Genomic DNA, 26,579 nt, shown 5'->3' on the forward strand with positions numbered 1-26,579 from the left:
CGGTGAGCACGGCATGGTGAACGTGAACGCGGCCTGGCCGGAGGACGCCCCCGGAGTGCTGCGGCTGCCCTCCGGACGTACGGTGCGGGGCCGCGGCCTGCGCCATCCGCTGCCGCCGGGCCCGGAGCCCGAGTTCGCCGTGTACCTGCTCGGCAAGGAGCCGCCCGAGGTCCCCTGGGAGCACCGCTGGCTGCGCTGGCCGGACTTCCGGCTTCCGTCCGACCGGGCGGCGGCCCGTGACGTGCTCGCCGAGGCGTGGGAGCGCGCGGGCACCGAACGCGTCGAGCTGGCCTGCGGCGGCGGTCGCGGCCGTACCGGTACGGCGCTGGCCTGCCTCGCCGTCCTGGACGGGGTGCCGGCCGACCAGGCGGTGGATTTCGTACGCCGCGGCTACGACCCCCGCGCCGTCGAGACGCCCTGGCAGCGGCGTTACGTGAGCCGCTTCGGACGCTGACCACCGGGGCCGGGCGCCGGGCCGGCGCCGGGCGCCGGCCCCGTACCGCCCGCCGCACCCGTACCGCTCCCGTCGCCCGGCACCAGGTGATCGCCCACCACCTCCCGGTCCACCAGGCGGGCCAGCCGTACCGGTACGTCGCCGCCCACCAGGACGATGACGACCAGCGTCAGCCCGAAGGTGAGGACGGCCAGCGCCCGGCCCAGTGACATGCCCTCGGCGAGCCGGGCGCCGAGCACCGGGGCGACCGCGCCGCCGAGCGCGCCGACGTTGTAGACGAAGCCGAGCGAGGCGGCGCGGACCGGGGTCGGGAAGTGCCCGGCGATGTATTTCGGCAGGATGCCCGAGATGCCCTGGCCCAGGGCGAGCAGCCCGAAGAGCAGGACTCCCAGGGCGACCAGGTTGTCCTGTACCGCGAACACCGGGAAGACGAAGGCCAGGGAGGCCAGCAGCGTGCCGGCGTACGCGCGCCGGGTGCCGAACCGGTCGCCCGTAAAGCCGGCCAGCCAGCAGCCCGCCGTCGTGCCGAACCCGGCGTAGAACATCACGTCGGCGACCTGGGCGGGCGCGTACCCCAGCTCGGTCTTGAGGTAGGTGGGCAGCAGCGCCTGGACGGGCCAGCTGTAGAGGAAGGCGCAGAACACGGTGACCGTCAGGGACACGTACAGCACCCGGCCGCGCCGCCCGCCGAGCTGGACGGCGAACGCGGTCAGGCAGAGCGCGGCGAGCGCGGCCAGCCAGGGCACCTGTCCCGTACCGGCCGGGGTGAAGACGCAGAAGAGGGCGACGGACGCGACGGCCGCGAGCACCCCGTTGAACCATCGGCGGGCGCGTCCGGCGAACAGCGGCCGGAACGGGTTGGGGCGCTGCCCGCCGGCCGCCATCTCGGCGCTCCAGTCGCCCGCCTCCGGCAGCGACCTGCGGACCCACAGCGCGACCAGCACCGGCAGCACCCCGAGCCAGAACATCCAGCGCCAGCCCCAGTTCGGCACGACCCACCGGTAGAGCTGGGCCGCGAGGACCGTGCCGCCCGCGTAACCGGATATGAGGAAGCCGGAGGCGCGGTTGCGCAGGGCGGCGGGCCAGCTCTCCAGGACGTAGGTGGCGCTGGCGCTGTACTCCCCGGCCATGCCCGTGCCGATGATCAGCCGGGCGGTGAACAGGCTGGTGTAGTCCCAGGCGAAGCCGCAGGCGAAGGTGCCCAGCGAGTACAGGAGGATGCTGGTGATCATCGCGGCCTTGCGTCCGTACCGGTCCCCCAGCGCGCCCAGCAGCGCCCCGCCGAGCCAGCGGGTGATGAACGCGCCGGAGACGAGGGCGGCGGCCTCGGCCGTGCTCAGGCCGAACGTGTCGGCGATCTCGGTCAGCACGAGGGTGATCAGGACGAAGTCGAAGCCGTCCAGGAGGTAGCCCACCCAGGCGGCGAACAGGGACTTCCACTGGCGCGGCGTCACCTGCCGGTACCAGGGCACCGGCCCGTCCCTCTCCGGGGAGCGCGCCCTCACAGCAGCCCGGCCTCCTCCAGGCACCGCCGGACGCGGCCGACGGCAGCCTCGTCCAGCGGCACCTGCGGCGGCGCGGTGGCCGGGCAGGCGATGACGCCCTGGAGGTGCAGGGCCGCCTTGAAGGCGCCCAGCGCGGAGGAGTTGCGGCCCATCACCGCCGGGTCGCCCGCGTCGGTGAGCGCGAAGAGCGCGGCGAGCCGGTCCTGTTCGGCGGCGGCCTCGCGCCAGCGGCCCGCGGCGGCGTGCTCGTAGAGGCGTACGTAGCCGTGCGGATCGACGTTGCCGAGGCCGGGCACGACACCGTGGGCGCCCGCCAGCAGGGCGCCGTCCACGGTCAGCTCCGATCCGGTGAGCACGGCGAAGTCCGGTGCCTGCGCGCGCACCCGTACCAGCAGGCGCCGCAGCGCGCCGTCCTCGCCGCTGCTGTCCTTCAGGCCCGCCAGTACGCCGTCCCGCGCGAGCGTGACCACCGTGTCGGCCGGCAGTTTGGTGTGCACGGCCATCGGAATGTCGTACGCGAACAGCGGCAGCCCGGCGCCGTCGCGCACCCGCCGGAAGTGGTCGGCGATCTCCGCGGGGTGGGTGCGCGTGTAGTAGGGGGCGGTGGCCACGATCGCGTCGGCGCCCAGGCCGCGGGCCTGCCGGGCGTGCTCCAGCACGCGCGGCGTGGTCATGTCGATGACCCCGGCCAGGACGGGCAGCCGTCCCGCGGCCGCCTCGGCCACCGTTTCGACGACGGTACGGCGCTGCGCGTCGGTCAGATAGGCGGCCTCCCCGCTGGAGCCGAGGACGAACAGCCCGCTCACTCCGGCCGCGATGAGCCGTCCGGTGAGGGCGGCCAGCGAGCCGGTGTCGATCCGGCCGTCCGGGGTCAGCGGTGTGCACAGCGGCGGGACGACTCCGGTGAGGGGGGCGGGAAGCGGCATCGGCAGGGACCTCCACATTCCGGACATCGGACGTCCCATGTTGGCGGGTGTGCGGGTGAATGTGGTCCAGCCGCCCAGGCGTGTCAATACGCACGGCCGGACCGTTCGTTGACGGGAGGTCAACCGCTGCCTAGCGTGGCGCCGACCGGCCCGCGGTACGCAACGGCCGGGAAAACCGAGGCGGAGGCAGGCGTGACAGGACCGCAGGAGACCGCAGCACGGCCGCACGACCTGGTGCTGTTCGGCGCCACCGGCTTCGTCGGGCGGCTCACCGCCGCGTACCTGGCCCGGCACGCGCCCGCCGGCTGCCGCTGGGCGCTGGCGGGCCGCGACCGCACGAAGCTGGCGCGGCTGCGCGAGGACCTGGCCGCGATCGACCCGGCCTGCGCGGAACTGCCCCTGCTGCGCGCGGACGTGGACGACCCCGGCTCGCTGCGCGCGCTCGCCGCGGGTACCCGCGTGCTCGCCACGACCGTCGGCCCGTACCTCACGTACGGGGACGCGCTGGTCGCCGCCTGTGCGGAGGCCGGTACGGACTACGCCGACCTCACCGGTGAGGCCGAGTTCGTCGACCGGACGTATGTGCGTTACGACGCGGCGGCGCGCGCGTCCGGCGCCCGCATCGTGCACGCCTGCGGCTTCGACTGCGTACCGGCGGACCTCGGCGCGCACTTCACCGTCGGCCGACTGCCGGCCGGTGTGCCGCTGCGCGTCGACGGCTTCGTACGGAGCAACGGCACCATCTCCGGCGGCACGCTGGCCTCCGCGCTGACGGCCGTCTCGCGCCCCCTGGGCCTGGTGCGCGCCGCCCGCGACCGGCAGCGGCTGGAGCCGCGACCCGCGGACCGCACGGTGCGGGCCCCGCTCGGCCGCCCGTACCGCAACGGCGCGGTACGGGCCTGGGGTCTGCCGCTGCCGACGCTCGACCCGCAGGTGGTGGCGCGCTCGGCGGCCCGGCTGGAGCGGTACGGGCCGGACTTCCGCTACCGCCACTTCGCCGCCGTCAAGTGGCTGCCGGTCGCCGTGGGCGCGGTGGGCGCGGCCTCCGCGGCGTGCACGCTCGCGCAGGTGCCGCCCGCGCGCCGGTGGCTTTCCGGCCGCCTGGCGCCGGGCACCGGGCCGAGCGCGGAGCGGCGGGCGCGCAGCACGTTCAGCCTGCGGTTCGTCGGTGAGGGCGGGGGCCGCCGCGTCCTGACGGAGGTCTCGGGCGGCGACCCGGGCTACGACGAGACGGCGAAGATCCTCGCGGAGTCGGCGCTGAGCCTGGCCTTCGACGATCTGCCCGCCACGTCCGGGCAGGTGACCACGGCGGTCGCGATGGGCGACGCGCTCACCGGGCGGCTCCGGCGGGCGGGCATCACGTTCCGGGTGGTGGCCGAATCCAGGTCACGGGCGGAGCGTACGGCCCCGGTGGCCTGACCGGGCGCCGGTCCGTCAGCCGGTGCGCGCCTCGGAGAGGGCGCGCCGGCACAGCGCGTCGGCGGCCCGGGTCGTCTCCGGGATGCGGTATTTGGGCGTCAGGTGGAGGGTGTGCGCGCAGGCCCGGTCGAGGTCGATGCGATGGCCGACGGACACGAAGACGGGCTTGACGCCCTTCTGCGTACGCAGGGCCCGCCCGACCACCTCGTCCCCCTCATCGCCGGAGCCGTCGACCAGCGGCGAGGACTCGCCGCGCTCCACGCCGGGGAGTTCATAGCGCGAGGTGAACGGGTTCTTGGCGACGCCGATCGTGGGGAGCCCGGTGAGCACGCCGAGGTGGCTGGCGAGGCCGAAGCGGCGGGGGTGCGCGAGCCCGTAGCCGTCGCAGACCACCAGGTCCGGTGTGCGGCCGAGGCGGCCGAGCGCGTCCACGACGGTGGGGATCTCCCGGAAGGCGAGCAGCCCCGGTACGTACGGGAAGGAGACCCGGCCGACGGCGGTGGCCTCCTCGACGACCGCGAGGCTGACGGCGTCCAGGGCGACGGCCGCCGCGGCCACCAGGTCGTGCTCGTCGTCGTAGGCGACGTCCACGCCGACGACCGTCCCGGCGAAGCCCGGCTCGGGTCCGGACTGCTCCCGGCGCACATGGGCGCGCAGCCGGTCCTGGACCGCCAGCGCCTCGGTCTCGTCGGTGGGCCAGTGGGCCAGTTCGTCTTCGAGGGAGATCGTGCCGTCGTTCGTCATGGTGCGGCCACGGTATCGAACGGCCTGGTGGGTGGGGTGCGGTGGGCGTGACTGCCGTGTGTGATGATGCGCGCGGTGCGCGTGTGGCGCACCGCGGAGTCGCCCCATACGGGCGCAGGGAGCAAGGGGGAACGGGGATGTTCGCGATCTCGCTGGGTGACGACGGTGCCGAACTGCGGCCCCTGGAGCCGTACCACGCCGAGGAGTACCTCGCGCACATCGACCGCGGCCGGGAGTACATCGGCCGCTTCATCGGACTGGCGGACGTCTGCACCGACCTCGACTCCGCGCGGGCGTTCCTGCGGTCGTACGCGGAGAAGGCGGCGGACGACAGCGGGCGGCTGTACGGGATCTGGACGGCGGACGGCACGCTCGTCGGCGGCGTCCTGTTCCGTACCTTCGACGCCGCGGCCGGGACCTGCGAGGTCGGCTGCTGGCTGGAGGAGGCGGCCGTCGGGCGCGGACTGGTGACCCGGGCGATCCGGGTGATCGTCGACTGGGCGGTCGAGGAACGCGGCATCCACCGCGTGGAGTGGATCGCGGCCGCCGGCAACGCCGCGAGCATCAAGGTGGCCCAGCGGCTCGGGCTGGTGCGCGACGGGGTACAGCGGGAGAAGTACGCGCGCGGCGGCGTACGCCACGATGTGGAGATCTGGTCGGTGCTGGCGCCGGAGTGGCGGGAGCTGCGGGCGGGCGCGCGCTGACGGTGTCGGCGGGACCGGTCAGGCGGTCGGCGGCGGCGCCGACCGCGGCAGGTCCTCCAGAAGGGTGCCGAGCGCGCCGGTGACCAGCGCGCACACCTCGTCCGGGTCGGCGTCGGCGAGCGGCTGCTTGCCGACGACCACCCGCATCAGGCCGATACCGAGCATCCACGAGAGGGCGAGGTCGGCGCGCAGCCCGCGGTCGTCGGCCGTGCTGAGCGTGGCCAGCACCCGCGCGTAGTCGTCGCCCATCTCCCGTACGGCGGTGGCGATCTCGTCACTGTCGCCGATCGAGCGCAGGAACGTCTCCAGCGCCCGGTCCCCCGCCTCCTCGCCGCGGCGGCCGAGCATGCCGCGCAGGGCCACCTCGAACAGCTCGGCGGGCGGGGTGCTGTGCAGCTGTTCCTGGCCGCCGCGCGCCACCACCTCGCCGAACAGCGCCTTCTTGGAGCCGAAGTAGCGGAAGAGCAGCGCCTGGTTGACCCCGGCCCGCTCCGCGATGTCGCGTACGGTCGCCCGCTCGTACCCGCGCTCGGCGAACAGCGCCTCCGCGGCCTCCAGGAGCAGCAGCCGGGTGCCCTGCGCCCCGCGGCGGCGCGTCGCCATGCCCGCCTCGGTACCGCCCGGCACCCGCGGTACGTCCGGTCCGCCCGGTACGTATCCCGTACCGGCTCCCGCCCCGGCCCACGCCTCGTTCCCGGTCATTCACGTACTCCTTCCGCTCGCCCTGTACGCGCTCTCGCCGCGCGCACCAGCCCTCTGCCGCCCCCGGGGACCCGACGCACCGCCAGCACGCGGAGCACGCAGGGCCGTTGACCGTACCAAGAGCCCCGCTCTACTTTGTAAGCAGCTGCTTACACGAGGGAGGCCCCGGTGACCACAGCCGACACGATGCCCCTTGCCTACCCGTTCAACGACGCCGACGGACTGGCTCTGTCCGAGACCTACGAACAGGTCCGCGACCGGCCCGGACTGCTCCGGGTACAGATGGCGTACGGCGAACCGGCCTGGCTCGCCACCCGCTACGCCGACGCCCGGCTGGTCCTCGGCGACCGGCGCTTCAGCCGCGCGGAAGGGCTCGAACGCGACGAGCCGCGGCAGTCGGAGGGCCAGCGGGACAGCGGGATACTGAGCATGGACCCGCCCGACCACACCCGGCTGCGCACCCTGGTCGCCAAGGCGTTCACCGTGCACCAGGTGGAGAAACTCCGGCCGTGGGTGCGCGAGTTGACACACGGCCTGATCGACGAGCTGGAGGCCGCGGGCCCGCCCGTGGACCTCGTGGACCGCTACGCGCTGCCCATCCCGGTCGCGGTGATCTGCCGGATGCTCGGCGTACCGGAAGAGGACCGGCCCAAGTTCCGTACGTGGAGCGACGCCGCACTGTCCACCAGCTCGCTGACGGCCGAGGAGTTCGAGGCCAACCGCGAGGAACTGCGCGCCTACATGGCGAAGTTGATCGAGGATCACCGCACGACGCCGCGGGACGACCTGATGACGCGGCTGATCGAGGCCCGGGACGTCGGCGACCGGCTCTCCGAGCTGGAGCTGATCGACCTGTGCGTCGGCATCCTGGTCGCCGGACACGAGACAACGGCCACCCAGATCCCCAACTTCGTCCTGTCGCTGCTGGACCACCCGGGCGAGCTGGAGCGGCTGCGCGCCGAACCCGCGCTGATCAAGAGCGCCGTCGAGGAACTGCTGCGCTTCGTACCGCTCGGCAGCGGCGCGGGCTTCCCGCGCTACGCCACCGAGGACATCGAGGTGGGCGGCACACTCGTCCGTGCGGGTGAACCGGTACTGGTCGCCGTCGGCGCGGCCAACCGGGACGCGCTGCGCTTCGACGAGCCGGGCACCCTCAACATCACCCGCGACGGCAACCAGCACCTCGGCTTCGGACACGGCGTGCACCACTGCCTCGGCGCGCCGCTGGCCCGGCTGGAACTCCAGGAGGCGCTGATCGCCCTGATCACCCGGTTCCCGAAGCTGCATGTGGCCGGGGACGTGGTGTGGAAGGACCAGATGCTGGTCCGCGGCCCGCGCGTGATGCCGGTGGGGTGGTGAGCCGGATGACGTGGAAAGCGGCGATCGACGGACAGCAGTGCATGGCGTCCGGCATGTGCGCGGGCATCGCCCCGGACCTCTTCGTCCTGGACGGCCCGCACGCCCGACCGCTCCAGGAGGAGATCCCCGAGGACGAGGCCGCGCTCGACGCGGCGGACTCCTGCCCCGCCATGGCGATCCTGATCCGGGACGGGGAGAAGGTGGTGGGGCCGCGGCCCTGAGGGCTTCGGTGGGGCGGGGCCGCTGTACGGGAAGGGCGGGGATCGGGTTCCGTAGGGGGCGGAGTTTGGGTTCCGTACGGGAAGGGCGGGCCCGGATTGCGTACGGTCAGTGCGGGCAGGCCGCGGCCGTACGGAACCTGTGCCCGTCGCGTGTCCGGCCGTGCCCGTCCTGTGCCCGGCCCGCGCGCGGCCAGAGGGCCCGGGCACCGGCCCTCCCGAACGGCCTACACCGGCCCCGCCGCCGCTCACCCGTCTGTCCCTGCCGGGCGCGGGCAAATCGCTGACCGCCCCTCAGGGCAGTGACCTGCCACAACGCCTCCCGGCGGGGGCCGACACGCCGGGCGGGCGCACTGTACCTGACGGGCCCTCACCGGGCGGGGACGGCACGCCGAGGCTTGTCTCGAATGCGTCAGCGCGGATCCATCCGATCTCGCCGCGGCGCACCCGCGCCGCCTCCGCGCTGCCGGAGGATCACCATGCGTTCCACTCGCGTCATCGCCGCATCCGGCCTGACCATCGCCGCACTGGGCCTGTCGACCGGCGCCGCGTTCGCCAAGCCGGTGGCCACGACCTCGCCGAAGCTCTCCGGTCCCGGCGGCGCCGTCACCGTCACCGTCACCTGTGACACGGGCAAGGCCGGCCGTATCGCCGCCTCCTCGCAGGGGTTCCGCAGCGGCACCATCTGGCTGTACCGCACCCACAAGCACGGCAAGACCTACCGCGGGACCGCCCGGGTGGCGTCCCAGCTCAGCGGCGGCCCCAACCACCTCGGCCGCTACTCCAACTGGGGCGTGAACGGCAACTGCCCCGACGGCAAGCAGTGGATGACCAGCTTCAGGACCGACGCCAAGCAGCCCAAGGGCAAGGTGCGCACGGGTGCCGGCGGCACCAGCGAGGACTCCAACACCACGGAGATCGTCGCGGGCGCCGCGGTACTGGCCACGGCCGCCATCGGCGGCACCTACTACCTGCGCCGCCGCCAGAACCAGTCCTGACGGCGCGCGAAGCCACACACATGGCGGCATTCCGGGCCGCTGTGCCCCGCCGGGTCCCACCTCCCGCCCGGCAGGGGCACAGCGGCCGCGCCACGGGCCGCGGAGCCCCGGCGGCATGGTGAACAGCGCCGCATACGATGGCACTCATGTTCATACTGGAGCTGACCTACACCGCGCCGCTGGAGCGCGTCGACGCCGCCCTGCCCGATCACGTGGAGTGGCTGAAGAGGCACTACGCGGCCGGGCACTTCCTCGCCGCGGGCCGCAAGGTGCCGCGCGACGGCGGCGTCATCCTCGCGTCCGTGCCGGACCGGGCGACGGCGGAGCGGATCGTCGCGGAGGACCCCTTCACGGTCGCGGGCGTCTGCGACTACCGGATCACCGAGTTCGTGGCGACCACGACCGCGCCGGAACTGGAGCGCTTCAAGGAACAGCTGCCGTCCTGAGCCCTCAGCTGAGCAGCACCCCGATCTCCTCGTGCAGCCCGACGGGCACCCGGATGCCCCACCGTGACGCGGCCTCGCCGGCCAGCTCCCGGCTCCACCGCCAGCTGGCCCGCGCCGCCGTACGTACGGCCGGGAGCACGGCGGGAGCGGTGGTCGCGGTGTAACGGTCGCGGTCGGCGGCGGGCAGGTCCTGTTCCAGAGCGCGGCTGGGCGTCAGCCAGTGTGTGGTGGCCCCGCGCAGCAGTCGGCACAGCTGGAGCTGCTGCGGGGCGACGACCGTGTGCAGCAGGGCATGTGCACGAGCGGTCTCACCGCGCCTCAAGACGTGGGCGAGCATCAGCGTCCAGTTGGCGAGTTCATCGGTGAGCTGCTGAGCGGTCGGGCCGGGCTCGGGCGGGCACGGGTCGGCAAGGCGACGGGCCGCGGCGGTCCAGCAGTACGGCGGCGCCGGGGTCGGGCAAATGCACCATGCCACGCCAGGTGGGCACCTCGTCGATCCCCGCCCCGGCGGCCACCACGTGGAACTCGCCACGCATCAGGTCATCGAAGACGACGGCCAGAATGCCGTACATATTGGTGTACGCCAGCTTCAACGGCGCCAGACGGCCGACGAATTCCACCCCGTCGAAGGCGTCGGCATGCGCATCGCGCACATACAGATACGCCTCGATGTCGGAATACGCATCGGCCTCCCCCAGGGTCCACGACCCATAGAGCAGCACCCCCTCCAGCCGGGGTTCGGCCTCGGCCAGTTCTCGGAGGCGGGCGATGCGGTGGTCGAGGGCGGGACAGGACGATGCGGGGTTGTGGCGCATGTGTGCCATGGGGGTCTCCTGAGCAGACGGTCGGGCCTACGGACATACGGAACCGGCCCGGCGACAGAACGCCGGGCGGCCGGGTCGCGGAACACGTCCGTCTGCTCAGATGAAGATGCCCATGGGGGGATCGTGGCAGGGGTGGGTGGTGGTGGGCCAGCGAATTTCTGTGTACGGGGGCGGCGCCCCGGTTACGCGGCGGGGGTCGGCCAGCGGCCTCCGTTGAGCCAGTAGCCCTGGATCTCTTCCAGCTGGCGGCCCTTGGTTTCCGGGGCGGTGGCCGCGGCGAAGACGAGGGCGGCGAGGGCGAGGAGGCCGAGGCCGGCGAAGGTGGTGGCGGCGCCTGCCCAGGTCATCAGGGAGGGGAAGAACTGGGCGATGAGGAGGTTGGCGACGAGGTCGGCCGTGAGCATCGCCGACGCGCCGGTGGAGCGCAGCTGGGCGGGGAACGCCTCGCCCGCGTACACCCAGATCAGCGAGCCGAAGCCGAAGTTGAAGGCGGCGGTGAACAGCAGGATGGCGCCGAAGCCGATCCAGAGGGTGGCGCCTTCCGGGTCGCCGAAGCCGAAGACGGCGGTCAGCACGGCGAGCATGGCCGTCATCGTGGCGATGCCGGAGAGCAGCACGACACGCCGGCCGAGCCGGTCGATGATGAGGATGGCCAGGACGGTCGCGGCCAGGGAGGCCAGCTGGACGAAGGACGGCAGCAGGAAGTTCTGCCCGTCGCCGGTGAAGCCCATCTCCTCGAAGATCTGCGGGCTGTAGTACGTCACCGCGTTGATGCCGGTGATCTGGCAGAAGAAGCCGAGGCCGATGACGAAGAGCGTGGCGCGGGCGTACGGCTTGCGCAGCAGCGAGCGCAGCGAACCGCCGCTCTCCTCGCAGAGCGCGGCACGCACCGCCTCGGTCTCCGCCCGCGGGTCCACGTCGGGGTCGGTCAGCGCCATGACCTCGACGGCCTTTTCGGTGCGCCCCTTGAGGACGTACCAGCGCGGCGTGTCGGGCAGCCGGAACAGCGGGATCAGCACGAGGGCGGCCGGGATGGCGGACAGGCCGAGCATCAGCCGCCAGTGGCCGCCGTCGGACAGCCCCCAGTTCACGAAGTACGTCAGGGCGATGCCCGCGACCGTGGCGACCTGGTAGGTGGCCACGGACGCGCCGCGCGTACGGGCCGGTGTGGACTCGGCGATGTACAGCGGGGCCGCCACGATCGAGATGCCGATGGCGATGCCGAGCAGGAAGCGCACCACGTCCAGCACCACGACGTTCGGCGCGAGGGCGGACAGCGCCACGAAGACGGTGTACGACCCGGCGACGATCAGCATCGCGGCCTTGCGGCCCAGCGCGTCCGCCAGTTTGCCGCCGAGCAGCGCGCCCACGATCGAACCGCACACCAGGATGCTGTTGACCAGGCCCTTTTCGGTGTCGGTGAGGTGGAAGTCCTCGCTCAGGAACACCAGGGCGCCGGAGATGCTGCCCGTGTCGTAGCCGTAGATCACGCCGACGACGGCGCCGGTGAGGGCGAAGAGGCGGCCGGTGCGGCGGGGCGGCGGACCGGGAGGAGGCGAGGACGGTGACTTCGTGGAGCGCGTTGCAACGGACATGGGAAGTCCTTTGTGACGACTGTCGGCGGAACGGCCTTGCTGCGTGGCGATCACTGCCACAGCCACCGGTGGGCGGCCGGGACCGGACGCACCGCCCGGTGCCAGCACTGGCTGCACTGCCTGACGGCCGCCGCCCCACTGCGGCTGCATGAGTGATCCTGCGAGTATTCGGCTCCTTTCCTGCATGTGTCAACAGTCACCTGAGGCGACCAGGTGTTCGCCACAGTTCCCCGTGAATAGCGCCAGTTCACGGACCATCCCTTCCCGTCCCGCCGGATGTCCCACCCTTACGAGGGATGGATTACGCCGCAGGGCGTGCGTAGAGTTGTTCGTAACCAAGCATGATGTTGCACATTCACGCAGACAGCAGCTGGAGGGTGTCGTGAGCGGGACCTCGTACATGGAGCAGGAGCTGCGCAGCCAGCCCGGGACGTGGCGGGAGGCCGCCAAGATCGGCGGCGCCGATGGCCCGCTGCCCGGGGCGGGCCGGCGCGTCGCCGTGGTCGGCTGCGGCACCTCGTGGTTCATGGCGCAGGCGTACGCGGCCCTGCGCGAGGGCGCCGGGCTCGGCGTGACGGACGCGTTCGCCGCCTCCGAGGCGTTCCTCGGCGCCGGCCGCGGGTACGACACCGTCCTGGCGATCACCCGCTCCGGGACCACGACGGAGGTGCTGCGCGTCCTGGAGGAGGTCAAGGGGCGGGTACCGACCGTGACGGTGCTCGGCGACCCCGACACCCCCGCCACCGAACTCTCGGACGCCACGGTCCCGCTGCCCTTCGCCGACGAGCGGTCCGTGGTGCAGACCCGGTTCGCGACGACCGCGCTCGCGCTGCTGCGGGCCCACCTCGGCGCGGACCTGTCCGCCGCGGTGCGCGACGCGGAGGAGGCGCTGACCGCGCCCGTGGAGAAGGAGTGGCTGGACGCCGAGCAGTTCTCGTTCCTCGGTACGGGCTGGACATACGGCCTGGCCAACGAGGCGGCGCTGAAGATGCGCGAGGCGTCGCAGAGCTGGACGGAGTCCTACCCCGCGATGGAGTACCGCCACGGCCCGATCTCCATAGCGGCCCCGGGCCGCGTCACCTGGGTGTTCGGCGAGGTCCCGGAGGGTCTGGAGGCCGACGTCGCCCGCACCGGCGCCCGGTTCGTCCATCACGACCGCGACCCGCTGGCCGACCTGGTCCTGGTCCAGCGCATCGCACTGGAACGGGCCAGGGCCCGCGGCCTGGACCCGGACAACCCGCGGAGTCTGACGCGGTCGGTGATGCTCACGGCTGCCGGGGAGGGGGTGGCCGGGTAGGGAGCGGGTGGGTAGGGGTAGGCGGGGCCGCTCGGCCGCCGCGCTTCCCGACCGCCACGCCTCCGTGTGCCTCCGCGCCGACACGCCGACACGCCGACACGCCGACAGTCGGCCCTTACCGACAGATCGGCCCCTCCTCACCTCTTCCGCCAACCACCCCGTCCCGCGAGGGAGTCAGGTTTCATGTCGCTCGTTGCCACCTCTTCCATCGTCACCGCCGCGCGTGAGGCGCGGGCCGGGGCGGCGGCGTTCAATGTCATCCATCTGGAGACCGCCGAGGCGCTCGTCACGGCTGCCGAGCGCACCGGGCTCCCGGTCATCCTGGGGATCAGCGAGAACTGCATCCGCTACCACGGCAGCCTGCTGCCCATCGTCCGCGCCACGCTCGCGCTCGCCGAGGCGTCCAGTGCCCGGGTCGCCGTGCACCTGGACCACATCACCGATGCGGCGCTGGTGCGGGAGGGCGTCGAGGCCGGGGTGAGGTCGGTGATGGTGGACGCCTCGGCGCTTCCGTACGACCAGAACGTCGCCGCCACGGCGGAGCTGACCGCCTGGTGCCACGAGCGCGGCGCCTACGTCGAGGCCGAGCTGGGCGAGGTCGGCGGCAAGGACGGCGTGCACGCGCCCGGCGCCCGTACGGACCCCGACGAGGCGCTGGCGTTCGTCCGGGCGACCGGGGTGGACGCGCTGGCGGTCGCCGTCGGCTCGTCCCACGCGATGCACGAGCGCACCGCCGTCCTGGACAAGGAGCTGATCGCGGCCCTGGCCGGGAAGCTGCCGGTGCCGCTGGTGCTGCACGGGTCCTCGGGCGTGCCGGACGACGAGCTGCGCCGGGCCATCGCGGCCGGCATGACGAAGATCAACATCTCCACCCATCTGGTCTCCGTCTTCACCCGCAGCATCCGGGACACCCTGGACGGGGACCCGGCCCTCGTCGACTCGCGGAAGTACGTGAAGCCGGCCCGGGAGGCGGTCACCCGGGAAGCCGCGCGGCTGCTGGGCGTGCTCGGCGCCCCGGCCGCGGTCCCGGGCCAGTCGATCGCCGCGGAGGCGCCCGTGCAGGGGTGAGAGGCACCGACCACGGGCCCTGTCGAGGGGCCGCCGCCGCGAGTTGGTCCGGGCCGGTGCGATCCAGTACCTACCGATACAGACCGGTATGGCCCAATGCAGACCAGTGCGAACCGGCGTGGAGGAGCACGCGGGCGTGCGGGGGCGTACACCGGTCGTGCGGGAGGGAGCGGAGGGACGGCGGACGCCGTACCCCCGCCGGCACAGGACGCGAAAGCGTTTGCGTACCCTCGCACGACGGGTGGGCGCGGCACCTGCCCGCCCCGCGCCCCCGGCCGTCCGGCGGGCTCCCCGATATCACGCAGGCCGCCGGGAAGGACTTAGGCTCGCGCCATGAACCGCCATGAACGGATGAACGCCCTCCTGGAGCTGCTCGGCGAACGCGGCCGGGTGGAGGTCGAGGAGGCAGCGGCCCAGCTGGAGGTGTCGGCCGCGACGATGCGGCGCGACATGGACGCGCTGGCCGACCAGCAGCTGCTGACCCGTACCCGGGGCGGCGCGGTGCTCAGCTCGGTGGCGTACGACCTGCCCATCCGTTACAAGCGGGCGCACCGTGCCGACGAGAAGGAGGCGGTGGCGCAGGCGGCGGCGAAGCTGGTGGAGCGCGGCGACGTGGTCGGGCTCAGCGGCGGCACCACGACCACGGAGATCGCCCGGGTGCTGGCCACCCGGCCGGAGTTCGCCGAGGCCGGACCGCAGCCGCATCTGACCATCGTCACCAACTCGCTGAACATCGCCAACGAACTCGCCGTACGCCCGCAGATCAAGATCGTGCTGACCGGCGGCGTGGCGCACTCCCGGTCGTTCGAACTGGTCGGGCCGTTCAGCGAGCTGGTCCTGCAGCAGATCTCCGTGGACATCGCCTTCATCGGCGCGAACGGGATAGACCCGGTGATGGGCGCGACGGTGCACGACGAGGCGGAGGCCCGGGTGAACCGGCTGATGGCCGAACGGGCCCGGCGCGCCGTGGTCGTCGCGGACTCCTCGAAGATCGGCGCACGCTGCTTCGCCCGGGTCGGTGCCGCGGATGTCTTCGACACCCTGATCACGGACAGCGGCGCGAAGGAGTCCGTCCGGCGGGAGTTCGGCGAGCGGGGCCTGCGCGTGGTGGCCGCCCGTACCGCCGCGGACGGCTAAGACGTCATTTCATTTGGAGTCGTCGATGGCAGATGAGGGTTGAGGCGATGGCGGTGAAGGCGAGGAAGTGTTCGGGCTTGCGTTCGTAGCGGCGGTGGAGGCGTCGGCAGCCCAGCAGCCAGGACACCGTGCGCTCGACGACCCAGCGGTGCCGGCCCAGCCGTCGCGTGGACTCGGTTCTCTTGCGGGCCAAGCGATGGCGAATCCCGCGGCCGGCTAACCATCGCCGCAGGTGCGGGTAGTCGTATCCCTTGTCGCCATGGAGCTTGCCGGGTTTGCGACGCCGCGGTCCGCGGCGGGAGCGGATCGGCGGGATGCCCCGCACCAGCGGGATCAGTGCCTGGCTGTCGTGGAGGTTGGCCGCGGAGATGCCGATCGAGACCGGGAGGCCGTTGCGGTCCACGATGAGGTGGATTTTCGATCCGCTCTTGCCGCGGTCGGTCGGATTCGGTCCCGTCAACGGCCCCTTTTGATGGCCCGGACGCTGACGGAGTCGATCGCGCACCGCGACCAGTCCAGCTCGCCGCGGGCGCCGAGCTCGTCCAGGACCAGGCGGTGCAACTTGGCCCACACTCGGGCCTCGGTCCACTCGGTGAAGCGGCGGAACGCGGTCACCCCCGACAGTCCGAACCCTGTCGGCAGTTGATTCCATGTGCATCCAGAGGTGGCCACGAAGATGATCGCGGCCAGCACCTCGCGGTCCCCGCGCCGACCTCGGCCACCGCCCTGCGGTCGTTCCGGCGCCGGCGGCACCACGCGCTCGAACAGCTCCCACAGACTGTCCGGCACCATCCGCTCGACAAGAGGGGCAGTCACCATCCCAGACTGCCGCAAGATCACACCAAACGAAATGACGTCTAAGTACTCCAGTGGGACTTCACCATTCCTGCTGGTCAGACGCGGTCTTTCGAGCCTAAAGGCTGTCCCGTATGGGGTGGGGATTATCCGGTGAGGGCTGTGTTGTGGAGGCGGGCGATGCCCAGGATGGCCTGGTGAACGCCGCTGCCCTTGAGGCGGCAGTCCCGCAGGATCTTCCAGTTCTTCAGGCGGGACAGGGCGTGCTCGACGCGTGCGCGGGCCTTGCGGTGGACCTTGTTCTCGGCTTCCTGCTGCGGGCTCAGGGTTTCCTGCCCGCGTCGACGGCGGTGAGGAATGAGCAGGCCGGTGCCCTGATATCCGCCATCGGCGAGCACCGGAACGCCTCGACAGGCGATGTCGACACCCGACTCGGTGAAGGCCCGGCAGTCGTTACGGCTGCCGGGCAGGGGAGCGCCGACGGCCACGACCAGGCGGCTGTTGGCGTCGATGACGACCTGCAGGTTCGTCGAGTACCGGTAGTTCTTGCTGGAAGCGGCGACGCTGCGGTCCCGGGTGGGAATCAGGGTGCCGTCGACGATGTAGACGGTGTCCTCGCGCTTGCGGCGGGCCGGTGAGATCGCCAGCAGCGGCGCGAGGTGGTCCAGGATCCGGTCCGCGGCCGACTTGGAGATCCCGAACAGCGGCGCGACCTGCCGCAACGTGAGGTTCGTGCGCCAGTACGTGGCAACCAGTAACACCCGGTCCTCCAGCGGCAACCGCCACGGCCGGCCTCGCTGGACGTCACCGCCACGACGACGCACCAGCGCGACCAGGCGGTTGAACTGTGCCGGACTCAGCCCGGTGAACGGCTCGATCCACTTCGGATCGTCTGCTGACATCACCCCACCCATGCCCCGATCAACGTCCCAGCGGCCCCATCAGTTACGGGACAACTTTTAGCGGGCGGACGGTGCCCCGCGGGCCGGTTCCGGGATACCGCGTCAGTCGCGGACACGTCTGCGGTAGTGGCAGGCGCGGGCGATGGCCTGGTGGCGTCTGCGCCAACGGGACCAGGTCAGTGCGCCGCCACCGCGGTGCGCCGGCCAGGGGCGGACAGCAGCCAGCAGACGCCGGACCTCTGCCACGGTGAGCGGGGCCAGGCCGGCTGTGTCGTTTCGGCCGCCCCCTTTTTGACCGCGGCCGCGGCCATGGCGGCGAGAAAGGCGTGCGCGAGCATGGCCAGGGTGATGTGCCGATACCAGCCTGGGTAGCGGCGCACTTCGTACTGGTCCAGGCCGCACTGGCCCTTGGCGGCCTGGAAGCACTCCTCGATCGCCCAGCGGGAGCCGGCGACACCGACCAGCCTTTCAACGGCAGTGCCAACGGGCGCGTAGGCCAGGTAATAGGCGATCTCGTCGGGACGCCTGAGGCTGCGTCGGGCCAGCACCCACCGCTCGTGCGTGGGCGGATCAGGGTCGAAGACGAGGTTGGCGGGCAGCTTCGCCGCGGCCCAGTCGTAGACGCGCGGTCCCTTGGCACCGTCGCCGCAGGACAAGATCTGCCAGGCGTCGTCCGGCGCATCGGCAATGACCTGGTCGATGCGCCAGATCCCGAACAGCGACTTCAGCTGCTGGGACTTGGGCACCGCGAGCACGTAGCCGACCTGGGCCTGCTCGAGCAGGTGACGAAAGCGCCACTCCTGCCCGTAAAGACTGTCGGCGGTCACCCAGGCGATCGGCAGCGACGAGGCCAGCGCCCGCAGGACCAGGGTGTGGGCCAGTTCCCCCTTGGTAGCGAAGCCACGCTCGGCGGGGATGCGGGCGGCCCGGCAGCGGTCCCCATCGTTCATCCACGACTTGGGCAGATACAGCTCCCGGTCCACCAGCGCCCGCCCCCGGCTGGAGGCATAGGCGGCGAAGACGCCGATCTGGCAGTTTTCGGTCCGTCCGGCCGTGCCGGAGTACTGCCGCTGCACCCCGGCCGAGACGGTGCCCTTCTTCACGAACCCGGTGTCGTCGACGATCAGGACGCCGCCCGGGGCGCCGAGCTTCTCGGCGACGTAACTCTGCACGTCATCGCGGAGCTCGTCGGGGTCCCACCGGCTCCACGACAGCAGGTGCTGCAGGCCGTAGGGGCCGTTGTGACCGGCGTACTCGGCCAGCTGCCAGCTGTTCTTGCGGCTCACCGGGCCCAGCAGGCCCCGCACGTAATCCCGCATCCGACGCCGCACCTCGACCCGGCCGAACCTTCCGCTCACCCGCAAGAACAGGTCTTCGAGCTCGGCGCTCCAGCGTCCCGTGACAAAGTCCGCCATCATGCCCCGAGCCTGAGCGTTCCGCCCCGCTGTCCACGACGACATCCCGGAACCGGCCCGCGGGGCACCGTCCGCCCGCTAGGCTCGAAAGACCGCGTCTGACCAGCAGGAATGGTGAAGTCCCACTGGAGTACTAAGACGATGTCCTACGTGGTGAGGTGGACGGAGAAGCCGGTCTGGGGCGGGGAACATGGGGTTGGACCGTTCCGGGCGGGCTGTGGGAGGTCGCGGAGCCGCTGATCCCACCGGCGGGGATGCGCCCGCAGGGCGGCGGATCGCCGGACACGCCTGATGAGACGCTGTCCGCCGCGATCATCCACGTCATGGTCAGCGACTGCTCCTGTCGGGCTTTGCCGCCGTGCTTCGGCATGCCGAAGCACGGCCCACACCGCCGCTTCCTGATCTGGTCCAGGGCCGGCGTCCGGGGCCACCTGCACCGGGCCGTGCTGCACCGGCCCGACAACGCCGGCCCCCTCGACGTCGCCCGTGTCGGTCGTTCTGAGTCCGAGCCTCACGCCCCTACCGGCGGCGGTACCTCAACCTGCTCGCCGGAATGTGGGCGGAGGGGTATGGGGCGCCTGTCACCGGAGCCACCCGAGCACGCCCGTTGACCATGCTGCCGCACCACGAGACTCCGGGGTCCCCGGCAGAGTCGGCCTCAGGGCCGCAGGCCGCCGTAGTCCGTATGACGGTCGCGCCAGACGGAGTGCGGGTGGGGCTCGGTGGTGGAGTACGGCTCGTCCATGCGCAGTTCGATCCAGACGGACGGTCCGTCGATGCGGACCAAGTCGCCTGTGCCGGTGAGGCGGGCGGAACCGGCGTAGGCGACCGTCGTCTCGTCGAGCTCCGCTTCGTAGCGAGCGAGGATACGGGCGGCGTTCGTGTCGTCCACGTCCTCCACCCAGGCACGGATCGCATCGAGTGCGAGGGCGCGTTGGCCGGCGGAGAAGTCCGCGACGGCAATGCCCTCCCGGCGGGTGGGGAACGTCCAGTCACGGCCGGGGCGGAGCAGCAGGTCATCGAGGCGGTCCGGCAGTTCGGCCGCGCGCCACTGCGCGGGGTCGAGCGAGGCCAGCAGGGCGCGCAGGGCCTGGCGCTTGCGGCCCATCGGGTCATACGTGCGTCCCTGGTACGAGAAGGGGCGGCACGGTTCGACGGCGCGGAACGACGGGGTGGCTCCGGTGAGCCGGCCGCCCTCGTAGGTGTTCGCGACGGCGAGGTGGTGGCCTCCGCACTGCAGTTGCCACCGGCCCTCAGCGGTCGGCTCGCCGAGGAAGGCGATACGGAAACCGGTGCGGCCGTAGCCATCGCCCATGCCGGTCGAGCGGAGATACTCGTCGGCGATGATGTGCTGCCTGACCTTGTCGGCGCCCCGGTCGGGTCCGGTGCCGAGCGCGGCTTCCAGGAGGCGCATCAGGGCCTCCCACTGGATGCCGGAGAGGGAGGCGAGGTTCACGCCGAGCCGTCCGGAGCGGCCGAGCGACCACTGCGGGTAGGTGTGCCAGCGGCGCGCGTTGGCGAAGGTGTGCGGGTGCAGCAGGTCGGCGCGTTGTCTCCGGCCGAGGGAGGCTTGAAAGCTTTTGGCCGCTTCGAGGACTTTGGGGTACGGGTCGTCAGAGGCCGGCATTGGCGTCATGGTGCTTTCCTTTCGCTGGAGCGGTCGTGTCGGTGGCGCGGCTGCGCCGGCACGGTTCACGCGGTGTGCTGCCGTGTGCGGCGGGCGGCCCAGGTGGCCCCGGCGACCACGAGGACGCCGGCGCAGAAGGCGCTGACGGCGGCGACCCGGAGCGCCGCGTCCGCGCCGTCGACGTAGGCGGCGACGATGTCCGTGTGCCGGGCCGGCGCCTGGGCCAGTGCCTCGGCGACCGTGCGCGGTGCACTGTCCGCGCCGGTCACCGCGGCGGGCAGGTTCCGTGTGAATCCGGCGGTGAGCACCGTGCCCACGACGGCGACGCCGAGTGCGCTGCCGAGTTCGCGGGTGGCGGACTGCAGTCCGCCGGCGACGCCCGCCTGCTGGGGCGGCAGCCCCGCCGTGATCTCCTGGGTGAGGCAGGGCAGTGCCAGGGTGATGCCGATGCCGACGAGCACCAGCCAGCACGCGTACACGGCGTAGGGCTGTTCCGAGGCGGTCGAGAGGCCGAACAGGCCGCCCGTGGTGGCGAGGAACGCGGCGGCGAGGGTCACGGCGTGCCCGGCGCGGGCCACGAGGTGCCGCACGTACCGGGTGCCGAGCAGCAGGGGCAGTGTCATCGGCAGGATGCCGAGTCCGGCGCCGAGCACGCTGAAGCCGCGGCCGTACTGCAGCAGCGAGGCGTTGACGTAGAACAGGCCGAAGTTGGCGAAGAACGCGACCACCATGCCGATGCTCGCCGTGGCCAGGAGGGGATTGCGGAAGAGCCGCGGGTCGAGCATGGGGTGGCGCACCCTCAGTTCGACGGCGAGCCACACGGCGGTCAGGGCGGCGCAGAGAGTGAACGCGGTGGCCACGAAAGCGCTCGTCCATCCGAGTTCGGGGCCCTCAATGATGCCGAGGAGGAGGGCGACGGCCGCCGCGACGAAGAGAAGCGTGCCGACCGGGTCGAGCCCACGCTCATGACGGCTGCTGCGCGGCACGGCGGTCGCTGCCCAGAGCGCGCAGGCGAGCGCGACGAGCACGACGGCGAGGAACAGTGTCCGCCATGACCCGCCGGTCAGGAGCGCTCCTCCCCCGACGTTGCCGACCAGGCCGCCGATGCCGCTCACGCCCGCCCACACCGCGAGTGCGCGGCCGCGGCGCTCGGCCGGTGTGGCGTGGATGAGGATGCCGACGCAGTTCGGCAGTACGAGTGCGGCGCCGATCCCGGTGAGCACCCGGCCGGCGAGCAGGATCGCGACGGTCGGCGCCAGGGCCGACAGCGCCGCTCCGGCGGCGACCGTGAACAGCCCCGTGAGCAGGACGCCCTTGCGTCCGAAACGGTCGCCGGCCGCGCCGCCGGGGATGACGAGGCAGGCGAAGACGACGACGTAGCCGTCCACGATCCAGAGCAGTTCGGACGAGGTGGGGTGCAGGTCGCCGGCCGCGAGCAGGGGGACCGCGAGGTTGATCGCGGCCACGAAACCGATCACGAGCGTGGTGCACGCGCTCACGCAGGCGAGGACGATGACGGCGCGGCGCGCGGCCGTCCTGCTGTCCTCGGGAGTGGTGGCGATGTCGGTGCGCAGCATTCTTCTTCCTTGAGCTTCCTGGGCATCTTGGGTTCCCGCGGTTTCCGGGGGCGCGACACCACACATACGAGACAGTTTGTCTCCTATGTGGTTGCGCGGGTACGCTTCGAGGCATGGAGCAGCAGAGCGCCCGTCTCGGCCGGCCCCGGAGCGAGCGGGCACGCGCCGCCGTTCTCCACGCCGCCGACGATCTCCTCGTAGAGGTCGGTTATGCGGCGATGACCGTGAAGGGCATCGCCGACCGCGCGGGCGTGGGGCGGCAGACCGTGTACCGATGGTGGTCGACGAAGGCGGAGATCCTCCTGGAGGCCAGTGCCGACGACGCCCGCCAGGAGCTCGCAGTGGAGCCGACGGGCGATCTCGTGGCCGAACTCGCCGCCTACCTCGACGCGTTGACGGTCTTCCTCACACGTTCACACGCGGGGGCGGCCTACCGCGCGCTGATCGGCGAGGCACAGCACGACCCGGCCGTCGCCGCCCTTCTGGCCGACCACGACGTCATCGGCGACAGTGCGCGCGTCATCCTCAGCCGCGCCCTGGGCGCGGACACCTGCCGCCGTACGCTCGACCAAGCGACGGCGTCCCTCATCGGGCCGGTGTTCTTCTGGCACTTCACCGGCCGCGATCCGGCACTTTTGGACACCGCCGCCCTCGCCGAGACCTGCGGCCGACAGCTCGCACGGCGGTCCGGGACGTCCGGGGGCGGCGGCAGCGCCGACTGACGGCACAGGCGTCCGGGGTGTCGGCACTGCCTGCCCTGCCGCGTCGGCTGACGGGCCGTGGACGCCGCGGACTGTCGCGACCCACCAGCGGCCCGTCGTCGACGGTCGGCGCCTCAGCCGCCGTAGGCACCGTCGAGGATGTCCTTGACCAGCGTCGGCCCGGTCGGCTTCCAGCCCAGCAGTTCGCGTGTGCGAGCGCTGGAGGCCGCCATCGGCGTGGCGAAGAAGCCGCCGACGAAGCCGAAGTGCTCGCCCGCGTCCTCGGGCGCGATGGAAGCCACGGGAAGACCGAGCGCCTCGCCCAGCGCCTCCGCGATGGCACGGGTGGTGACCGACTCCTCGGCCACCGCGTGCAGCCGCGTCCCCGCCGGGGCGCGCTCGACGCCCAGCCGGATCAACCGCGCGGCGTCCACGCGGTGTACCGCCGACCACTCCACCGAGCCGTCGCCGATGTAGCCGGACACACCCCTGTCGCGGGCGGCCTTGGCGAGGAAGGCCACGAAGCCCCAGTCCCCCGCGCCGTGCACCGAGGGCGCGAAGCGCACGATGACGCTCTTCACGCCCCGGCGGGTGTAGTCGAGTGCGAGATTCTCACTGCCTCCGCGCGACGCGCCGGGGCCGACGTCCGGCGAGGAATCCGTCTCCAGGGCGGCGCGCCCCTCGACGATGCCGGAGAGTCCGTTGGCGACCACGAAGGGCTTGTGGGTGCCTGTCAGGGCCTCGGCCATGGTCTCGACCGCGGCGCGCTCGGCGCGGTCGGACTCGGCGGGGTTGCCCCAGTCGTGCTTGTTGGCGAGGTGCACGACCGCGTCCGCCTCGGCTGCGCCGCGGCGCAGCACGTCGAGGTCGTCGAGGCCGCCGGGCAGCGGCGTCGCGCCCTTCGCCTCAAGAGTCGCCGCCGAGGTGTCCGACCGGGCCAGACCGACGACACCGTGACCGGCAGCGAGCAGCTCGTCGACCGCCGCCGACCCGATCCAGCCCGTCGCACCAGTGACGAAGACGCGCATGATGACCATCCATTTCCGCCCGGGGGCGTCGCAACGCATGATCCCCGGGACACTTTCGATTCACCGTGCACCGAAACGGTAGCATGGAAACGGTACACGGTGTCTCGAAAGGAGGGCGGGGGTCGGGCCGGCCCGCCTCCCCGGAGGCTCGGTCCCCGTGACCTCGGTGTCGCGCAGCTGCGCCGCACCCTCCGGGCAGCCTTGTCAGCCGGAGTTGCTTGAGGCGCTTCCGCAGGGGTGGGGCTGCAGCGCCAACTACCCCCGGGGCCCGTCAGCTGAGTGGTACGACGTGGGCATACGTGAGCGGGTCCGGGACACGCGGCCCCTGACACAACGACGACCCGCTGCTGCCCAAGGACGAGCGCACCTGGTCCGGCCGGCGCGGGCACCGGAAGGTCACCCATTACACCGTGGCCGAGAAGACCACCCGCTCCAAAGCCGTGTCGCTCTACTTCCAGGGCATGGACGGCGACCAACTCGCCGACGGCGACCGGTCGGTGACCCTGGCCCCGCTCAGCAGCCCGGCGATCCGCCGCCCTGCGGGCGCACCCACGCCGGTGGGATCAGCGGCTCCGCGACCTCCCACAGCCCGCCCGGAACGGTCCAACCGTCCCCCGCCCCATACCGGCTCCTACGTCCACCTCACCACGTAGGGCATCGTCTAAGTCTCCCGTACCGCCGCAGAGAGCTGAGTCCCCGTCCGGCCGCTGCCACGATGGCGGGATGGACGCCAAAAAGACCACGGACGCCGCGCACGCCACGGACACCAAGAGCGTCATGGACCTCCCCCGGGCGGTGCGCCGCCTGGACCTCGGCTACTTCGTTCGTCCCGCGTCGGAGGCCGGGGGATCGGAGCCGCGGGTGGAACCGGTGCTCGCCTATCTGGTGCGGCACGATGCCGGGCTGCTGCTGTTCGATACGGGCATCGGCGCGGCCGACCCGGAGACCGAGGCGCACTACCGGCCGCGGCGCAGGCCCCTGGAAGCGGCGCTGGCCGAGGCAGGGCACCGGCTCGCGGATGTCTCCCTGGTGGTCAACTGCCATCTGCACTTCGACCACTGCGGCGGCAATCCCCTGCTGGCCGGCAAACCCGTTCTCGTGCAGGCGACGGAACTGGCCTTGGCCCGCCAGGAGGGATACACGGTGGACGCGCTGGTCGACTTCCCGGGTGCCGTGTACGAGGAGCTGCACGGCGAGGCCGAGGTGTGGCCCGGTGTGCACATCATCCCGACGCCGGGCCACACCGCGGGGCACCAGTCGTTGGTCGTACGCCGGCCGGACGGCACCGTCGTCCTGGCGGGCCAGGCGCGTGATTTCGCCTCGGAGTTCGCTTCGGACCAGCTGGCCCGGCAGGCCGCCCTCGACGGTGTCGGCGCCCCGCTGCCCGGCCACCCGCCGTGGCTGGAGCGGCTGAACGAGTTCGATCCGCGGCGGGTGCTGTTCGCCCATGACTGTTCGGTGTGGGAACCGGGTCGGTAGGCGGGCCCGCGGTGTTGGGCCGCAAAGCCTGTTTTCCGCGGGGACAGAGCGCGCGAAAAGGCTTATGTCCTGCCGTTGTTGGGGAAACTGCTGGTGAGGTCGGCGGAAATCCGGGGACGGGGCAGCGCGTCCGGGCGGTGGGCCGGTGAGTGCCGACGAGACCGTGACCGACGGAATCGCCGTGCATCGCTTCTGCCGTACGCCGGTATTCCGTCCGCGAATCCGCCCCCGCTTTTCGGCGGTGCGGAACCGCCCGCCTGCCCCTTTCACGTTGCCACGGGTGCCGATGCTGTCCCGGTGGCAGTTCCGCCCTGCTCACAGCCTCGACAGGAACTCGACAGGAAAAGGAACCATCATGGCCAAGAAGGAATGGGCCGCCGTCCCGCGGTCACCCGTTGCCGTCGCCCGCGAGGAACTCCTCAGGGCGATCGCCGGCGAGGCCACCTCCCTCCGCAAGGGCAAGCGGAAGGGGCGGTCCAGCAAAGCGCTCAACACCCTCTCCCGCGCGTACGCGCTCGTCGCCGCCGAGGGTGCGCACCACGACTTCGGTGTTCCCGCCGCTGCACGCAAGAGCCGCGGCAGGAACTTCCTTCCGTCGATGCGCACCGTCTTTATGACGAAGCGGGCGGGCGGCAGGAAAGGCAAGCGGGACGCTGTGGCCGACGGGTGACGCCGCGTCCTCTCACCACGTACTGTCCCCGCGCAGCACCGCGTCCGCGCCGCCGTCGAGGAAGACGACCTGCCCGGTGACGTGCGTGTTCTCCGGTGAGGTCAGCCAGGTCAGGAGGGCCGCGACCTGTTCGGCGCGTGCGTGGCCGTGCAACGGCATCGGCACACTGGCGTCTACCACCCGGCGGGTGTCCGGGTCGGCGAGCATGGGTGCGGTCATCGGTGTGAGGACGGTTCCGGGGGCCACGGCGTTGAGCGGGATGCCGGTGCCCGCCCAGTCTTCGATGGGTGCGGTACGGCGGACCCAGCGCGCGATGGCGGCCTTGGTCGAGCCGTAGACGAGGTGGCCCTCGCCGCGGTCGACGGCCGCCTGCGCCGCGGCGACCGCCGCCGGCTCGTCGCCGGCCAGCGCTGCGTCGACGATGGCGCTGTCGTACGGGTGCACCGATGCGATCGAGGAGACGACGACCGCGCGCGGGTCGGTGCCGGCGGCGAGCAACGGGCGCAGGCCCTCCAGGGTGGCCACCGCGCCGAAGTGGTTCACCTTGACGGTCAGGGGGTCGAAGGCGGCGGTACCGGCGCAGGCGATCACCGCGTCCAGCCGGCCGCCGGTCAGTTCCCGCGCCTGTACGGCCAGTTCGGTACGGCCTTCGGCGGTGGCGAGGTCCGCGTCGATGTCGGCGTTCTTGAGGTCGGCGCCGATCACGGTGTGGCCCTGCGCGCGGAGGCGGGCGGCGGCGGCCTCGCCTATGCCGGAGGCCGCTCCGGTCACGAGATAGGTACGGGACGGCATGGTGTGCTCCTCGGTCGGTGCTGGCCGCGCCAACATACCCGCGGGCCCCGAACATCCCACACGCCACCTCACCCGCGGGCCCCGAACATCCCGCACGCCACCTCACCCGCGGGCCCCGAACGCCCCCCACACCGCCTCACCCGCGGGCCCCGAACACCCCGCACACCACCTCACCCGCGAGCCCCGAAGGCTTCGCA

The 26,579-nt window shown here is 72.3% G+C and carries 26 protein-coding genes and 2 pseudogenes; 15 read left to right on the plus strand and 13 right to left on the minus strand.

Annotation, left to right across the window (positions count from 1 at the left end; translation table 11 throughout):
* Positions 1-13 precede the first annotated feature (13 nt).
* The gene (locus CP984_RS05930; RefSeq protein WP_030183830.1) at positions 14-454 is read left to right on the plus strand and encodes a protein-tyrosine phosphatase family protein; all 441 of its coding nucleotides are present in this window, start codon (positions 14-16) and stop codon (positions 452-454) included.
* Here CP984_RS05930 and CP984_RS05935 read toward each other — a convergent pair.
* Together CP984_RS05935 and CP984_RS05940 are read right to left on the minus strand one after the other, a co-directional pair.
* Positions 430-1,959 (minus strand): sialate:H+ symport family MFS transporter, encoded by a 1,530-nt coding sequence (locus CP984_RS05935; protein WP_100246751.1) that lies wholly within the window; start codon positions 1,957-1,959, stop codon positions 430-432. The two genes, CP984_RS05930 and CP984_RS05935, sit on opposite strands and share 25 nt — an antisense overlap.
* Positions 1,956-2,885: a dihydrodipicolinate synthase family protein gene (locus CP984_RS05940; RefSeq protein ID WP_003987097.1), complete on the minus strand. Its 930-nt coding sequence runs from the start codon at positions 2,883-2,885 to the stop codon at positions 1,956-1,958. Before CP984_RS05940 ends, CP984_RS05935 begins: the two co-directional genes overlap by 4 nt.
* 192 nt (positions 2,886-3,077) lie before the next feature.
* Here CP984_RS05940 and CP984_RS05945 point away from each other — a divergent pair, with 192 nt between their 5' ends.
* Positions 3,078-4,304, plus strand: a complete 1,227-nt coding sequence (locus tag CP984_RS05945; protein WP_031010368.1) for a saccharopine dehydrogenase family protein — start codon at positions 3,078-3,080, stop codon at positions 4,302-4,304.
* 15 nt (positions 4,305-4,319) lie between these two features.
* Here CP984_RS05945 and CP984_RS05950 read toward each other — a convergent pair whose 3' ends face one another.
* Positions 4,320-5,048: an endonuclease V gene (locus CP984_RS05950; protein ID WP_003986341.1), complete on the minus strand. Its 729-nt coding sequence runs from the start codon at positions 5,046-5,048 to the stop codon at positions 4,320-4,322.
* Positions 5,049-5,185: 137 nt separating this feature from the next.
* Here CP984_RS05950 and CP984_RS05955 point away from each other — a divergent pair, with 137 nt between their 5' ends.
* Positions 5,186-5,752 carry a GNAT family N-acetyltransferase gene (locus tag CP984_RS05955; RefSeq protein ID WP_003986342.1) on the plus strand — a complete coding sequence of 189 codons (567 nt, stop codon included), beginning with the start codon at positions 5,186-5,188 and terminating at the stop codon, positions 5,750-5,752.
* 18 nt (positions 5,753-5,770) lie between these two features.
* Here CP984_RS05955 and CP984_RS05960 read toward each other — a convergent pair whose 3' ends face one another.
* Complete coding sequence (locus tag CP984_RS05960; protein ID WP_003986343.1) at positions 5,771-6,454, minus strand: TetR/AcrR family transcriptional regulator; 684 nt, start codon at positions 6,452-6,454, stop codon at positions 5,771-5,773.
* A gap of 168 nt (positions 6,455-6,622) precedes the next feature.
* Between CP984_RS05960 and CP984_RS05965 the strand changes: the two genes are divergently transcribed.
* From CP984_RS05965 to CP984_RS05980, 4 genes are all read left to right on the plus strand, one after another.
* Positions 6,623-7,813 carry a cytochrome P450 gene (locus CP984_RS05965; RefSeq protein ID WP_003986344.1) on the plus strand — a complete coding sequence of 397 codons (1,191 nt, stop codon included), beginning with the start codon at positions 6,623-6,625 and terminating at the stop codon, positions 7,811-7,813.
* A gap of 5 nt (positions 7,814-7,818) precedes the next feature.
* Positions 7,819-8,034, plus strand: coding sequence for a ferredoxin (locus tag CP984_RS05970; protein ID WP_003986345.1), 216 nt, complete (start codon positions 7,819-7,821; stop codon positions 8,032-8,034).
* A gap of 476 nt (positions 8,035-8,510) precedes the next feature.
* Positions 8,511-9,029, plus strand: coding sequence for a hypothetical protein (locus CP984_RS05975; protein WP_003986346.1), 519 nt, complete (start codon positions 8,511-8,513; stop codon positions 9,027-9,029).
* Positions 9,030-9,175: 146 nt separating this feature from the next.
* Complete coding sequence (locus tag CP984_RS05980) at positions 9,176-9,475, plus strand: YciI family protein (RefSeq protein ID WP_003986347.1); 300 nt, start codon at positions 9,176-9,178, stop codon at positions 9,473-9,475.
* Between the two features lie 4 nt (positions 9,476-9,479).
* Here CP984_RS05980 and CP984_RS05985 read toward each other — a convergent pair.
* Positions 9,480-10,290: pseudogene (locus CP984_RS05985) on the minus strand (nucleotidyltransferase domain-containing protein).
* A gap of 191 nt (positions 10,291-10,481) precedes the next feature.
* On the minus strand, positions 10,482-11,894 hold the full coding sequence (locus tag CP984_RS05990; protein WP_003986348.1) for a sugar porter family MFS transporter: 1,413 nt from the start codon (positions 11,892-11,894) through the stop codon (positions 10,482-10,484).
* A 382-nt stretch (positions 11,895-12,276) separates the two neighbouring features.
* On the opposite strand from CP984_RS05990, the gene CP984_RS05995 reads away from it, so the two are divergent.
* The 3 genes from CP984_RS05995 to CP984_RS06005 all read left to right on the plus strand — a co-directional run bounded on the left by CP984_RS05995 (position 12,277) and on the right by CP984_RS06005 (position 15,396).
* Entirely contained in the window at positions 12,277-13,191 is a 915-nt protein-coding gene (locus tag CP984_RS05995; protein ID WP_003986349.1) for an SIS domain-containing protein, read from the plus strand.
* A gap of 183 nt (positions 13,192-13,374) precedes the next feature.
* Entirely contained in the window at positions 13,375-14,259 is an 885-nt protein-coding gene (locus tag CP984_RS06000) for a class II fructose-bisphosphate aldolase (RefSeq protein WP_003986350.1), read from the plus strand.
* 333 nt (positions 14,260-14,592) lie between these two features.
* Positions 14,593-15,396 (plus strand): DeoR/GlpR family DNA-binding transcription regulator, encoded by an 804-nt coding sequence (locus tag CP984_RS06005; protein ID WP_003986351.1) that lies wholly within the window; start codon positions 14,593-14,595, stop codon positions 15,394-15,396.
* Between the two features lie 4 nt (positions 15,397-15,400).
* On the opposite strand, the gene CP984_RS06010 is transcribed toward CP984_RS06005, so the two are convergent.
* The 3 genes from CP984_RS06010 to CP984_RS06020 all read right to left on the minus strand — a co-directional run bounded on the left by CP984_RS06010 (position 15,401) and on the right by CP984_RS06020 (position 18,511).
* Positions 15,401-16,215, minus strand: a protein-coding gene (locus CP984_RS06010) for an IS5 family transposase (RefSeq protein WP_086026293.1) whose coding sequence is annotated in 2 segments (ribosomal slippage) — positions 15,401-15,864 and positions 15,864-16,215 — 816 coding nt in all. Because the reading frame shifts where the segments join, the coding sequence is not laid out codon by codon here.
* Positions 16,216-16,337: 122 nt separating this feature from the next.
* Positions 16,338-17,105 (minus strand): IS5/IS1182 family transposase, encoded by a 768-nt coding sequence (locus CP984_RS06015; protein WP_030191976.1) that lies wholly within the window; start codon positions 17,103-17,105, stop codon positions 16,338-16,340.
* Between the two features lie 164 nt (positions 17,106-17,269).
* Positions 17,270-18,511, minus strand: a complete 1,242-nt coding sequence (locus tag CP984_RS06020) for an IS701 family transposase (protein WP_003987480.1) — start codon at positions 18,509-18,511, stop codon at positions 17,270-17,272.
* A gap of 173 nt (positions 18,512-18,684) precedes the next feature.
* Between CP984_RS06020 and CP984_RS06025 the strand changes: the two are divergent.
* Positions 18,685-19,059, plus strand: a pseudogene (locus tag CP984_RS06025) (transposase); the annotation flags it as partial.
* A gap of 107 nt (positions 19,060-19,166) precedes the next feature.
* Here the strand turns inward: CP984_RS06025 and CP984_RS06030 are convergent.
* Positions 19,167-20,135, minus strand: coding sequence for a DUF3500 domain-containing protein (locus CP984_RS06030; RefSeq protein WP_003985415.1), 969 nt, complete (start codon positions 20,133-20,135; stop codon positions 19,167-19,169).
* Positions 20,136-20,200: 65 nt separating this feature from the next.
* Positions 20,201-21,712, minus strand: coding sequence for an MFS transporter (locus CP984_RS06035; protein WP_003985416.1), 1,512 nt, complete (start codon positions 21,710-21,712; stop codon positions 20,201-20,203).
* 113 nt (positions 21,713-21,825) lie between these two features.
* Here CP984_RS06035 and CP984_RS06040 point away from each other — a divergent pair, with 113 nt between their 5' ends.
* Entirely contained in the window at positions 21,826-22,434 is a 609-nt protein-coding gene (locus CP984_RS06040; protein WP_003985418.1) for a TetR/AcrR family transcriptional regulator, read from the plus strand.
* 113 nt (positions 22,435-22,547) lie between these two features.
* Here the strand turns inward: CP984_RS06040 and CP984_RS06045 are convergent, their stop codons facing one another.
* Positions 22,548-23,441 carry an SDR family oxidoreductase gene (locus tag CP984_RS06045; protein ID WP_030180338.1) on the minus strand — a complete coding sequence of 298 codons (894 nt, stop codon included), beginning with the start codon at positions 23,439-23,441 and terminating at the stop codon, positions 22,548-22,550.
* Positions 23,442-23,851: 410 nt separating this feature from the next.
* On the opposite strand from CP984_RS06045, the gene CP984_RS06050 reads away from it, so the two are divergent.
* From CP984_RS06050 to CP984_RS06060, 3 genes are all read left to right on the plus strand, one after another.
* Positions 23,852-24,094, plus strand: a complete 243-nt coding sequence (locus CP984_RS06050) for a hypothetical protein (protein WP_030189672.1) — start codon at positions 23,852-23,854, stop codon at positions 24,092-24,094.
* 124 nt (positions 24,095-24,218) lie between these two features.
* Entirely contained in the window at positions 24,219-24,920 is a 702-nt protein-coding gene (locus CP984_RS06055; RefSeq protein WP_030180342.1) for an N-acyl homoserine lactonase family protein, read from the plus strand.
* A gap of 145 nt (positions 24,921-25,065) precedes the next feature.
* Positions 25,066-25,590 (plus strand): hypothetical protein, encoded by a 525-nt coding sequence (locus CP984_RS06060; RefSeq protein ID WP_129820779.1) that lies wholly within the window; start codon positions 25,066-25,068, stop codon positions 25,588-25,590.
* 12 nt (positions 25,591-25,602) lie between these two features.
* On the opposite strand, the gene CP984_RS06065 is transcribed toward CP984_RS06060, so the two are convergent.
* Positions 25,603-26,382: an SDR family oxidoreductase gene (locus tag CP984_RS06065; RefSeq protein WP_003985425.1), complete on the minus strand. Its 780-nt coding sequence runs from the start codon at positions 26,380-26,382 to the stop codon at positions 25,603-25,605.
* Positions 26,383-26,579 lie beyond the last annotated feature (197 nt).

This window comes from Streptomyces rimosus (assembly GCF_008704655.1).
GTDB lineage: Bacteria > Actinomycetota > Actinomycetes > Streptomycetales > Streptomycetaceae > Streptomyces > Streptomyces rimosus.

Bases quoted from the DNA above. Each gene is read 5' to 3' on its own strand.
- CP984_RS05930 (WP_030183830.1), top strand. From the start codon at position 14: ATGGTGAACGTGAACGCGGCCTGGCCGGAGGACGCCCCCGGAGTGCTG.
- CP984_RS05940 (WP_003987097.1), bottom strand. From the start codon at position 2,885: ATGCCGCTTCCCGCCCCCCTCACCGGAGTCGTCCCGCCGCTGTGCACA.
- CP984_RS05950 (WP_003986341.1), bottom strand. From the start codon at position 5,048: ATGACGAACGACGGCACGATCTCCCTCGAAGACGAACTGGCCCACTGG.
- CP984_RS05955 (WP_003986342.1), top strand. From the start codon at position 5,186: ATGTTCGCGATCTCGCTGGGTGACGACGGTGCCGAACTGCGGCCCCTG.
- CP984_RS05960 (WP_003986343.1), bottom strand. From the start codon at position 6,454: ATGACCGGGAACGAGGCGTGGGCCGGGGCGGGAGCCGGTACGGGATAC.
- CP984_RS05970 (WP_003986345.1), top strand. From the start codon at position 7,819: ATGACGTGGAAAGCGGCGATCGACGGACAGCAGTGCATGGCGTCCGGC.
- CP984_RS05975 (WP_003986346.1), top strand. From the start codon at position 8,511: ATGCGTTCCACTCGCGTCATCGCCGCATCCGGCCTGACCATCGCCGCA.
- CP984_RS05980 (WP_003986347.1), top strand. From the start codon at position 9,176: ATGTTCATACTGGAGCTGACCTACACCGCGCCGCTGGAGCGCGTCGAC.
- CP984_RS05990 (WP_003986348.1), bottom strand. From the start codon at position 11,894: ATGTCCGTTGCAACGCGCTCCACGAAGTCACCGTCCTCGCCTCCTCCC.
- CP984_RS06000 (WP_003986350.1), top strand. From the start codon at position 13,375: ATGTCGCTCGTTGCCACCTCTTCCATCGTCACCGCCGCGCGTGAGGCG.
- CP984_RS06005 (WP_003986351.1), top strand. From the start codon at position 14,593: ATGAACCGCCATGAACGGATGAACGCCCTCCTGGAGCTGCTCGGCGAA.
- CP984_RS06015 (WP_030191976.1), bottom strand. From the start codon at position 17,105: ATGGGTGGGGTGATGTCAGCAGACGATCCGAAGTGGATCGAGCCGTTC.
- CP984_RS06020 (WP_003987480.1), bottom strand. From the start codon at position 18,511: ATGATGGCGGACTTTGTCACGGGACGCTGGAGCGCCGAGCTCGAAGAC.
- CP984_RS06030 (WP_003985415.1), bottom strand. From the start codon at position 20,135: ATGCCGGCCTCTGACGACCCGTACCCCAAAGTCCTCGAAGCGGCCAAA.
- CP984_RS06035 (WP_003985416.1), bottom strand. From the start codon at position 21,712: ATGCTGCGCACCGACATCGCCACCACTCCCGAGGACAGCAGGACGGCC.
- CP984_RS06040 (WP_003985418.1), top strand. From the start codon at position 21,826: ATGGAGCAGCAGAGCGCCCGTCTCGGCCGGCCCCGGAGCGAGCGGGCA.
- CP984_RS06045 (WP_030180338.1), bottom strand. From the start codon at position 23,441: ATGCGCGTCTTCGTCACTGGTGCGACGGGCTGGATCGGGTCGGCGGCG.
- CP984_RS06055 (WP_030180342.1), top strand. From the start codon at position 24,219: ATGGACCTCCCCCGGGCGGTGCGCCGCCTGGACCTCGGCTACTTCGTT.
- CP984_RS06065 (WP_003985425.1), bottom strand. From the start codon at position 26,382: ATGCCGTCCCGTACCTATCTCGTGACCGGAGCGGCCTCCGGCATAGGC.